Raw genomic sequence first — 10,234 nt, 5'->3', positions numbered from 1 at the left:
CGCGATATATCGCGAGTGGTGAGAGTCACGATATATCGCGTTTCGCGCACGCGGCAAGAGTGCTCAGCGATCCCGAAGGCTCGTCGCTCCGGGCTCGGCCGAATGCAGGCCTTGCGGTTGACGCCGCGTCAAGCCGTACGGTCGCTCCTGTCGACGGATCGCGGTGAGGGAGGAGGGCGTCGTGCAGCAGGAGTGGTCGGTGCAGGAGGTGGCGCGGCTCGCGGGGACGACGAGCCGGACGCTGCGGCACTACGGGGCCGTGGGCCTGCTGCCGCCCAGCCGGGTGGGGGCCGGCGGCACCCGCTACTACGACGGCGCCGCGCTCGTCACGCTGCAGCGGATCCTGCTGCTGCGCGACCTCGGCCTCGGGCTGGCCGAGATCGGGCGGATCCTGAGCCGCGACACCGAGCCGCTCACCGCGCTCGAACGGCACGTCGACGTGCTCGAGGAGGAGCGGCAACGCCTGGACCGCCGGATCGCGGCCGTCCGCCGCACCATCACGACGACGAGAGAAGGGAACGGGCCGATGGCCGAGGAGATGTTCGACGGTTTCGACCACGCGCAGCACCGCGAGGAGGTGGAGCGCCGCTGGGGCGCGCCGGCCTACGCCGAGGGCGACCGCTGGTGGCGGTCGATGAGCGCGGAGGAGAAGGAGCGGTGGAGGCTCGCGCAGCAGGACCTCGCGGCCGACTGGATCGCCGCCGCCTCGAGCGGAGCGGATCCCTCCGGCGCCGGGGCGCTCGCCCTCGCCGAGCGGCACCGCGCATGGCTGGCCGGGATCCCCGGCACTCCGCGCGGCGCCGACGGCGGGCCGAGCGACGAGTACCTGCTCGGGCTCGGCGAGATGTACGTCGCCGACGAGCGCTTCGCGGTGCACTACGGAGGCGTCGAGGGCGCGCGGTTCGTGCGCGACGCCCTGCAGGCGCTCGTGGAGCGGAGGGGGTGAGCGGCGGCTCCGGTGTCTGGTAGACCGGGGTCATGGATCCGATCGCGGCGCTGCAGGAGATCGCGACGCTGCTCGAGCGGGAGCGCGCGTCGAAGTACCGCGCGAAGGCGTTCCGCAAGGCGATCGCGGTGCTCGAGAGCCTGCCTGCGGCGGAGCGCGAGGACCTCGGTGCCGTGCGCCGGGCCGCGGGCATCGGCGATACGACTTTCACCGTGATCAGCCAGGCCCGCGAGGGGCGGGTGCCGGACTACCTGGCCGACCTGCGCGGCAGCAGCCCCCTGCCGACGAGCGCACTCCGCGCCCGGCTGCGCGGCGATCTGCACAGCCACAGCGAGTGGTCGGACGGAGCGACTCCGATCGCCGCGATGGCGGACGCCGCTCTCGCGCTGGGTCACGAGTACCTCGCTCTCACCGACCACTCGCCGCGGCTGCGCGTCGCGCACGGGCTGAGCGCGGAGCGGCTCGAGGAGCAGCTCGCGCACCTGGCGACCCTCGAGACGGGCTCGCTCCGGCTGCTCAGCGGGATCGAGGTGGACGTGCTCGAGGACGGCTCGCTCGATCAGACGCCCGAGCTGCTCGACCGCCTCGACGTGGTCGTGGCGAGTGCCCACTCGAAGCTGCGGACTCCGCGACGCGAGATGACCGCGCGACTGGTCGCCGCCGCCTCCGACCCGCGGACGGACGTGCTCGGCCACGTGACCGGGCGGCTGGTGAGCGGGGAGCGCGGCACGCGGCCGCCGTCGGAGTTCGATGCGGGGGCCGTCTTCCGGGCCTGCGCCGATCACGGGACCGCCGTCGAGATCAACTCCCGCCCCGAGCGGGAGGATCCGCCGGACGAGCTCATCGCCCTGGCGATCGAGGCGGGCTGCCTGTTCTCGATCGACAGCGACGCGCACGCTCCGGGGCAGCTCGGACTCCTCGACTACGGGGCCGAGCGCGCGGAGCGGCTCGGCGTCCCCGAGGAGCGCATCGTGACGACGTGGCCGCTCGGGCGACTGCTGGAGTGGACCTCGCGCTCCTGAGCAGGCTCGCGCGTGGAGGATGCGGATCGGAGCCGGTAACCCCTTGACAGTGCGCACATCGTGGGGATCTGCGCAAGTGGTGAAATCCCAGGACCCGGCGCTGCATGCTCGTACTCGGTCCGCCGACGCCGCGATCCCGGGAGCCCGACGGCTCCGAAGGACTCCCGGAGTGGGCGCGCTGCTCCATCCGTACCGACGAGACCAGGTGAACCGTGGCCACCCAGACCGTTCTCGATGCCGTGCGCGGCGCACCGACCCTGCTCGAGGCCGTCCGCGCCGCTGACGAGCTCACCATCGCGGCCGTGAGCGACGGAGGCGGACGCGCCGTGCGCCTGCTCACCCGCGCCGCCCTCGATCCGTCGGACCAGCTGACCGCCATCGCCGCCGTGCACTCCCTGGCTCAGGTCTTCGACGAGGAGGCGGACCTCGCCCTCCTCCGCCTGCTCGCCGACGAGCGGGCCTTCATCCGCGAGCACGCCGCCTGGGCGTTCGGCGGTCGGTTGCCGCGACCGAGCGCGATCGGTCCGCTCCTGCGGATGGTCGGGGCGGGCGGATTCGTCGGCATGCTCGCCCAGCGCACGCTGCTGCTCTGGGGCTCTTCGACTCCGGAACCGCTCTCGCTCGCCCTCGAGGGAGCCCTGATCGGCGAGCGCGATCCCGGCGCCCGCTCCCGGTTCGTCGAGACGCTCGGCCTGGTGCCGGGCCCGATCGCCGAGCGCACCCTGCTCGAGCTCGCCGCCGACGAGGCGGAGGGGTTCGACGCGCGGGCCGCCGCGATCGACGCGCTGGGGGAGCGCCGCTCGGACGACGCCGAGCTGCTGCTCTCGCGCCTGACCGCCCTGGAGGGGCCGCTGGGCTCGATCGCCCGCGTCGCCCTCCTCGACCACGCACCGGCTCCGCTCGCCGACGCCGGCCCGACGGTCGCGCAGCTGTTCCTGCACGCCGACATCGACGGCACGCTGACCCGGGTCGGCGCCGGCGACAACGGAGGCATCGCCACGCTGCTCGTCCGCCTCGGCGACGCCCTCGGGGCGGAGGACGGCATCGAGCGCGTCCTGACCCTCTCGCGCGGCACTCCCGCGGAGGCGGAGCGCGCTCTCGCCGACCTGCCCTCGGCCGGGCACGGCTTCGCTCCGGTGCCCTTCGCGGGCCCGGCCGTCCCGATGCCCGAGGCCTGGCCGCGCCGGATCGCCGCCGAGCGCGGCATCCGCCGGATCCTGCGCGCGGCGGGCCGGGTCGACGTGCTGCACCTGCGCATGGCCGACGTCGGCTCGCTCGCCGCCGCCGCGGTCGCCCGTGAGCTCGAGATCCCCGTGGTCTTCACCGTCGCGCCCGACCCGCACGCCCTCATCGCCGGCCTCGACGCCGCGGGCACGCTCTCGCGCGCCGACTTCGGCGACCGCGACTCCGCCGAGCACTTCTGGTTCCGAGTGCGGCTCGTGCAGCGCCTCGCCGCCGACGCCGCGCACACCGTGCTCTTCCCCCGCGCCGACCTGGCGCAGAGCATGCGCGAGCTGATCGGGATCGACATCACCGCGCATCCGGAGCGGCACACGATCGTCCCGGAGGGCATCGACGTGCGCCTGGTGGAGCGCGGCGAGCAGGCCGCCCGCGCCTCCGCGGCGGGGGAGGACGTCGCGATCGACGTCGGCGACGACCTCTCGGCGCTGGACGACCTGCTCGCGGGCCTGCCCCGCGACCGGCGCGACCTGCCGCTGCTGCTCAGCGTCGGCCGGCTGCACCGGGTGAAGGGCATGGCGGCGTTCGCCGAGGCGTGGGCGGGCGACTCCGCACTGAGGAGCCGCGCGAACCTCGTGCTCGTGGGCGGCGACCTCGCCGACCCGAGCCCCGACGAGCGCGAGCAGCTCGACCGCATCCTCGCCGCCGGAGGGGCGGAGGACGGGCTCCTGCTCGCCGGGCACCGCCCGAACGGCACCGTGGCCCGCTGGCTCGGCGCGGTCCGGCACGGCCGCCCCGGGCTCGCCGCCGCTGGAGGCGCCTACGTCTGCGCGAGCGTCAAGGAGGAGTTCGGCATCGCCCTGCTCGAAGCGCTCGCCGCGGGCCTCGTCGTCGTCGCCCCCGCGACCGGCGGACCGGTGACGTACGTCGAGGACGGAGTGACCGGCTTCCTGATCGACACCGCGGACGCGACGGCGCTCGCCGGAGCGGCGACATCGGCCCTCGAGCTCGCCGCTGGCCCGCTCGCCGAGCACGCCGCCGAGCGGGGTCGCGCGATGGTCGCCGAGCGGTACACGATCGAGGCCATGGCGCGCGCCCTCGCCGGCGTCTACGCGCACGCGACCGCCGACCAGGAGCGGCCGCTGCGCTCCGACCTCGTGCTCGGAGCGTCATGACCCTGCTGATCGTCAGCCCCGACTACGCCTCCCACCTGCTCCCGCTCGCGACGCTCGGCACCGCCTGGCGCGCGGCCGGCGAGCGCGTGGTGGTCGCCACGGGAGACGCGACCCGCGCGATCGTCGACGACTTCGGATTCGAGCACACCGCGCTCCGACTCGGCCGCGGCTCGAACCCCGGCACGATCCGGGCGGAGGAGCAGGCGCCCGACGAGGGGGAGTCGCTCCGCGGCTTCTTCGCGGCGACGCGACGCGGCATGGTCCCGACCCTCGCCTACCAGGCGCGCGAGCGGCTGACCGACCTGCTGTGGGACCCGGCCGGAGTCGCCGCCCGGCTGCGCGAGATCCTCGACGAGGTGCAGCCCGACGCGATCGTCGTCGACCACCTCGCCTTCACCGCCCGCGTCGCGCTCCGCGCGCTCGGCGTGCCCTACGGCGACGTCGTGCTCGGGCATCCGAGCGCCCTGACCGTGCCCGGCGAGGTCTACGGCTTCCCGCCCGTCTGGCCCGACGCCTTCACTCCGGACCCCGACGACCTGGCCGCCCTGCGCGCCCTCTGCGACGAGGTCCGCGACTCCTTCACCGCCGAGTGGAACGCCGCCCTCGCCTCGCTCGACTCCGCCGCTCCCGCCAGCCAGGACGCGTTCGCCGAGTCCGGCGACGTGCTGCTGCTGAACTATCCCGGCGAGCTGCACGACCCGGCCCGCACCGCCCAGCTGCCGCCGCACGCGTTCCTCGGCTCGGCGGTCCGCTCCGAGCCCGTCGACGCGGAGGTCGAGGAGTGGCTGGCCGCCTCGGACGACCCGGTCGTCTACGTCAGCTTCGGCAGCTTCCTCTCGGTGCGCGACGACGTGCTCGCCCGCGTCGCCGCCGCCCTCGCCACGGTTTCGGTCGACGGCCGCCCGGTGCGGGTCGCCCTCGCGTCCGGAGCGACGGACCGCGCGGCCCTCGGCGACGTCCCGTCGTCGTGGCTCGTCCGCGGCTTCCTCCCGCAGGTGACGCTGCTGGGCCGCGCCGCGCTCGCTGTCACGCACGGCGGGAACAACAGCGTCACGGAGTCGATGACCGCGGGGGTGCCGCTGGTGGTCCTGCCGTTCTCGACGGATCAGTTCGCCGGGGCTGCGGCGCTGGAGGATGCGGGGGTGGCGGAGGTGCTCGATCCCAACGTGGCGTCTGTGTCGGCTCTTGCCGACGCGGCTGAGCGGATGCTCGCGCTGGGCGGGCCGGCGAGGGGGCGGCTCGATGCGTTGGCGGAGGAGCTCACCGGCACGACCGGTCCGGAGCGGGCATTCGCCGCTCTCTCGGGGCTGGTGTCGCGGCGCTGAGTCGTGCTGGAGGGGAGCTGCGGGCGTGGCTGACGAGGATGACGAGCGCTGGCTGGTCGTCGGCGGGCGCCGCTGGCGGCGTACGGATCCGATCCTGCCTTCCGACCTGGTCGCTGCGCTGACCTCGCATCTGGGGAGAGGGCGGTCGGGGGTGCGGTCGGGGAAGCGGGCCGGGGACGAGCATGCGGTGGCGGCTGCGCGCGTTCGGGTGGGGTTGGCGAAGCACGGGCTCGGCGAGCGCGGACCTGCGTGGTGGGACGAGCCGGCGGAGGCGCGGCTGGCGCGCGCTCGGGAGGCGTTGCGCGGGTTGGACGCGCTGGACGAGGACTGACTTCTCGCTCCGCACTGCTCGATGAGCGGGCGGGACTCTACTGTCCTGCTTCCGCACTGCAGCCCGACGATCAACGAAGCCGTGACGATGAGCTCATGCAGATCGTTCTCGACCGACGGTGCGGTGGTCGATCGACTGCGGAGGAGATCCCGGAGGCAGATCCACCGCTAACGCTCACGCGGGACGCTCTCCGGCACTGCCCCGAGAATCGCCGGCGTCCCAGCGCGACGGATCCGCACGAGAGGCGGAAAGCCCATCGGGCGAAGCCCGTAGGTGGCATCCCGTTCAGTCGGCTCGACCGCTAAGGGAACGGAGGCTTAATCCACAGAATCTCAGTTATCGGTAGTTCGCTATGACGAGGAGGACTCGGTCAATTGCGCCGGCTCCATGCGGCTCGCGAGAAGTCGATGTGCCTCGTCAGTACTGAGCGCGCCGACGGGAAGCGGCGTCGACTCGTGCGGGTGGGTGCGCAGCGAATCGAGCAGGAGCCACAAGTATCGGCGGTGTAGGTCCGTCGCGTCGTCACTGATCAACGACGTTGCGCCGCCACTGCGAGCCGCTTCGGCGATCGCTATGAGACCGATCTGCAGGAACACCAAATCGGTGCCCGTCACGTCAGGCCGCACGACACCCTGCGCCCGGGCCCTGCTGATCAGGTCGTTGACGAGCGGCGCCAGACGGTCCCGCTCCCAGTCGTGCTGCTCGGGCCGCAAGCGGCGACCAGAGAACGCTTGCGCCAGGCCGAGGTCTCTGGCCTGCAGCGCGACAGAGCGTTCCAAGTAAAAGACCAGCCCCGCCCACGGGTCAGGGTCCGCGAGAGCGGTGCGAAGCACGTCCTCGAGCTCATCGATCTGCTGCTCGAAGATGGCGTCGAAGAGCGCCTGCTTGTGAGGAAAGCGGCGGTAGGCGGTGCCGATTCCTACGCCGGCGCGCCTGGCCACGTCGTTCAGTGTCGTCTCCACGCCTCTCTCAGCCAGCAGCTCGCGGCCCGCCTCGATCAGCCTCTGCCGATTCTGCTCGGCATCCTTCCGCAGTACGTGCTCGCTCATGAATCCACGATAGCAGCAAGCGGATGCGCTGACTCCGCTTAGGTGATACGGTCAAACGGATGCGTGGACTCCACTTACGTCCGCCTGATCTCCGCTGCGAAAGGACAAGACCAGTGACCTCACCCCTCCTCACACTCAACAACGGAGTGACCATGCCGGCCCTCGGGCTGGGGGTGTACCAGAGCACTCCGGAGGAGACCGCCGCCGCCGTCACCACAGCGCTGAACGGCGGCTACCGACTCATCGATACGGCGTCGGGCTACTTCAACGAGCGCCAGGTCGGTGACGGCATCCGCGCCGCCGACGTCGCGCGTGAGGACGTCTTCCTGACGACCAAGCTGTGGATGGGCGACTACGGCTACGACCGTGCGCTGCACGCTTTCGACACGAGCCTCGCCAAACTCCAGCTCGATTACATCGACCTGTACCTGCTGCACTGGCCGGTCCCGGGCTCGTTCGACGACACCGTCGCGGCCTACAAGGCAGCCGAGAAGATGCTGGCCGAAGGGCGCACTCGCGCGATCGGCGTCTGCAACTTCAACCCGGAGCACCTCGCGGCCCTGATCGAGCGCGTGGACGTAGTGCCCGCGGTCAACCAGGTCGAGCTGCACCCGTACTTCCAGCAGGCCGACGTGATGGGAGCGAACGCCCGGCATGGGGTGATCACTCAGGCGTGGTCTCCGATCGGCGGGATCTTCACCTACGTCGACGGTGCCGACCCGGCGCTGAACCCCCTCGCCGACCAGACCCTGACGTCCATCGCGGACGAGCACGGCAAGACGCCCGCGCAGGTGATGCTGCGTTGGCACTTCCAGAGCGGGCGCAGCGCGATCCCGAAGTCGGTCACTCCGCGGCGCATCGCCGAGAACCTCGACGTCTTCGACTTCGAGCTCACCGGCGAGGAGCTCGCGGCGATCTCCGCGCTGGACCGCGGTGCCCGCGGCGGCCCCGACCCCGACCAGATCACTCCCGAGATCTTCCCGCTCGACATCGACGAGGCCTGACCCCCGTCTCGCTCCGCTGGTGGGGGAGGAGGAACCCTCCCCCACCAGCACGAAGGACTCCCATGAACTCGCCTTTTCGCTCGACGACTCCGCCAGAAGTGCTCATCGTCGGGGGCTCGCTCGCCGGACTCCTGACCGCACACACGCTCGCCGAAGTCGGTGTCGCCAGCACGGTGCTCGAGCGAGCGGCCAAGCACCGTCCAAGCGGCGCCGCCCTCGCCGTGGACGAGCGTCAGCTCCTTGACGCACTCGGCCCCGATCGAGCGAAGGCCGCGCTCGGCCGACCTCCGCTGCGCCGTGGCGCGCCCCTCGCGGAAGCCTGGTCGCAGCTGTATCGCGGACTCCGCGACGCCGCCGCGGAGGACCCGCAGATCACGATGCGTCACAATTCACCGGTCACCCGAGTGGAGCAGGACGCCACACGCGCCCACGTCACCGTCGGCGGAAGCGAGACGCTCACGGCCGATGCGATCATCGGCGCCGACGGGTACCGCAGCATCGTGCGCCGCGAGGTCAACCCCGGCAACGCCGACGCGACATTCGCTGGATACGCACTCTGGCTGGGAACCGCGGACGAGGCGGACCTCCCGCCGCAGCACCCCTGGCCGACATCGCTCGATTTCCACTCCGCCGGCGGCGGGCATCTCCTCGGCTACCCCCTCGCCGGCGGCGGCGACGACGGCACGGAACCCGGGGAGCGACGCCTGGGCTGGGCCTGGTACGACGCAACACGGAACGAGCTCCTCCGCTCCACCGGCAGCGTCCGGGGGAGCACCGTACGACACTCCCTTCGCCCGGACAGCATTCCCGACGCCGTGTACAACGAGCTCGCGCAAGAGGCCAGACGTCTATGGCCAGCTCCATGGCGCAATGCGATTCTGGACAGCATCGCCCGCCAAGCCGTCGTCGGAACCCCGATCTCCGAGTACGTCCCCGACCGGCTTGCGAGGAAACGGCTGGCGCTCATCGGTGACGCGGCACACGGTGCGACGCCGATGACGGGCAGGGGATTCGCCACCGCGGTGGATGACGCGGTCGCGTTGGCCGCGACACTCGGAACGTCGTCCCCGGAGGCTGTTGCGACCGCCCTCGCCGCTTACGCGAGCGCCCGGCTCGCTCCTGCTCGAGACCTGGTGCGAGCAGGTCAGCGCTTCAGCCGCGGATTCGGGACATGATCGTGGACCCTGTCTCTCGCGCCACAAGAGAGGTCCTGACAGAACCCTTCACGTCGGGACCGGTGCCTCCTACCGTTGCGGGCATGGATCACCGAGCAGAGGTACGCGAATTCCTGACGTCGCGTCGAGGGCGTCTCACGCCGGAGCAGGCCGGAATCGAGCCGGGCGGCGGCCGCCGCCGCGTGGCAGGTCTTCGCCGCGACGAAGCCGCGCGACTGGCGGGCGTGAGCGTCGACTACTACACCCGCCTGGAGCGAGGGAACCTTGCCGGCGTGTCCGACTCCGTTCTCGACGCGATGGCCAGAGCCCTCCAGCTCGATCGTGCAGAGCACGATCACCTCTGCGATCTCGCGCGGACCGCCAACGAAGCAGGGGTCCGCACCCGGCGGGCTCCGGCCATCAAAACGGTGCGTCCGGAGATCCAGTACCTCCTCGACGCGATCACGGGCGCACCCGCGTTCGTCTCGAACACGCGAATGGATCTGGTCGCCGCCAACGCGCTCGGCTTCGCCCTCTACTCCGAGATGTACCGCAGCACCGCGCGGCCGGCGAACCACTCCCGGTTCATCTTCTTCGACCCCCGCGCACACCTCTTCTACCCCGACTGGGAGCGAGCGGCCGACGTGAACGTCGCGATCCTCCGCCGCGACGCCGGCCGTAACCCGCACGATGCCCAACTCGCAGCCCTGATCGGTGAGCTGTCGATGCGCAGCGACGATTTCAGGACCCGGTGGGCCGAACACAACGTCCGGCGTCACTACACCGGTCTCAAGCAGTTCGAGCATCCCGTCGTCGGTCTCCTCGAGCTCACCTTCCAAGTGACCGAGCTGCAGGACGACCCGGGTCACTCGATGACGGTGTACCCCGCCGTTCCCGGTAGCGCCTCCGACGAGAAGCTCCGCATGCTCGCCACCTGGGCCGCCACCGAGGACATCGCGCGCCTCACCACCACCTCCGCACGCTGACCGCCTTCTCCCTTTCCCCCTTCTCTCCTCACCCTGTCGACGGTTCGCCTCCGCGCAGGGAAG

9 protein-coding genes are annotated in these 10,234 nt (G+C 71.9%); 8 read left to right on the top strand and 1 reads right to left on the bottom strand.

Annotated elements, in window-relative coordinates; translation table 11 throughout:
- Positions 1-181 precede the first annotated feature (181 nt).
- From ASF46_RS16185 to ASF46_RS16165, 5 genes are all read left to right on the top strand, one after another.
- Entirely contained in the window at positions 182-946 is a 765-nt protein-coding gene (locus ASF46_RS16185) for a MerR family transcriptional regulator (protein WP_056868654.1), read from the top strand.
- A 32-nt stretch (positions 947-978) separates the two neighbouring features.
- Complete coding sequence (locus ASF46_RS16180; protein ID WP_056868477.1) at positions 979-1,968, top strand: PHP domain-containing protein; 990 nt, start codon at positions 979-981, stop codon at positions 1,966-1,968.
- A 212-nt stretch (positions 1,969-2,180) separates the two neighbouring features.
- The gene (locus ASF46_RS16175) at positions 2,181-4,322 is read left to right on the top strand and encodes a glycosyltransferase (protein ID WP_056868476.1); all 2,142 of its coding nucleotides are present in this window, start codon (positions 2,181-2,183) and stop codon (positions 4,320-4,322) included.
- Positions 4,319-5,647 carry a glycosyltransferase gene (locus ASF46_RS16170; RefSeq protein ID WP_056868475.1) on the top strand — a complete coding sequence of 443 codons (1,329 nt, stop codon included), beginning with the start codon at positions 4,319-4,321 and terminating at the stop codon, positions 5,645-5,647. The genes ASF46_RS16175 and ASF46_RS16170 overlap by 4 nt, the downstream gene beginning before the upstream one ends.
- 25 nt (positions 5,648-5,672) lie before the next feature.
- Positions 5,673-5,978: a hypothetical protein gene (locus tag ASF46_RS16165; RefSeq protein ID WP_056868474.1), complete on the top strand. Its 306-nt coding sequence runs from the start codon at positions 5,673-5,675 to the stop codon at positions 5,976-5,978.
- A 350-nt stretch (positions 5,979-6,328) separates the two neighbouring features.
- Here the strand turns inward: ASF46_RS16165 and ASF46_RS16160 are convergent, their stop codons facing one another.
- Positions 6,329-7,027: a TetR/AcrR family transcriptional regulator gene (locus ASF46_RS16160; RefSeq protein WP_056868473.1), complete on the bottom strand. Its 699-nt coding sequence runs from the start codon at positions 7,025-7,027 to the stop codon at positions 6,329-6,331.
- 113 nt (positions 7,028-7,140) lie between these two features.
- On the opposite strand from ASF46_RS16160, the gene ASF46_RS16155 reads away from it, so the two are divergent.
- The 3 genes from ASF46_RS16155 to ASF46_RS16145 all read left to right on the top strand — a co-directional run bounded on the left by ASF46_RS16155 (position 7,141) and on the right by ASF46_RS16145 (position 10,171).
- The gene (locus ASF46_RS16155) at positions 7,141-8,031 is read left to right on the top strand and encodes an aldo/keto reductase (RefSeq protein WP_235576974.1); all 891 of its coding nucleotides are present in this window, start codon (positions 7,141-7,143) and stop codon (positions 8,029-8,031) included.
- Positions 8,032-8,093: 62 nt separating this feature from the next.
- The gene (locus tag ASF46_RS16150; protein WP_082485563.1) at positions 8,094-9,206 is read left to right on the top strand and encodes an FAD-dependent monooxygenase; all 1,113 of its coding nucleotides are present in this window, start codon (positions 8,094-8,096) and stop codon (positions 9,204-9,206) included.
- An 83-nt stretch (positions 9,207-9,289) separates the two neighbouring features.
- Complete coding sequence (locus tag ASF46_RS16145; protein ID WP_056868471.1) at positions 9,290-10,171, top strand: helix-turn-helix transcriptional regulator; 882 nt, start codon at positions 9,290-9,292, stop codon at positions 10,169-10,171.
- The last annotated feature ends 63 nt before the right edge of the window (positions 10,172-10,234 follow it).

This window comes from Rathayibacter sp. Leaf296 (assembly GCF_001423045.1).
Classification (GTDB): domain Bacteria; phylum Actinomycetota; class Actinomycetes; order Actinomycetales; family Microbacteriaceae; genus Rathayibacter; species Rathayibacter caricis.
The sequence above is the reverse complement of the archived record's forward strand: the minus strand, read 5'-3'. Positions and strand labels throughout refer to the sequence as shown.

Coding starts and splice junctions, on each gene's coding strand:
- ASF46_RS16180 (WP_056868477.1), top strand. CDS start 979: ATGGATCCGATCGCGGCGCTGCAGGAGATCGCGACGCTGCTCGAGCGG.
- ASF46_RS16170 (WP_056868475.1), top strand. CDS start 4,319: ATGACCCTGCTGATCGTCAGCCCCGACTACGCCTCCCACCTGCTCCCG.
- ASF46_RS16160 (WP_056868473.1), bottom strand. CDS start 7,027: ATGAGCGAGCACGTACTGCGGAAGGATGCCGAGCAGAATCGGCAGAGG.
- ASF46_RS16150 (WP_082485563.1), top strand. CDS start 8,094: ATGAACTCGCCTTTTCGCTCGACGACTCCGCCAGAAGTGCTCATCGTC.
- ASF46_RS16145 (WP_056868471.1), top strand. CDS start 9,290: ATGGATCACCGAGCAGAGGTACGCGAATTCCTGACGTCGCGTCGAGGG.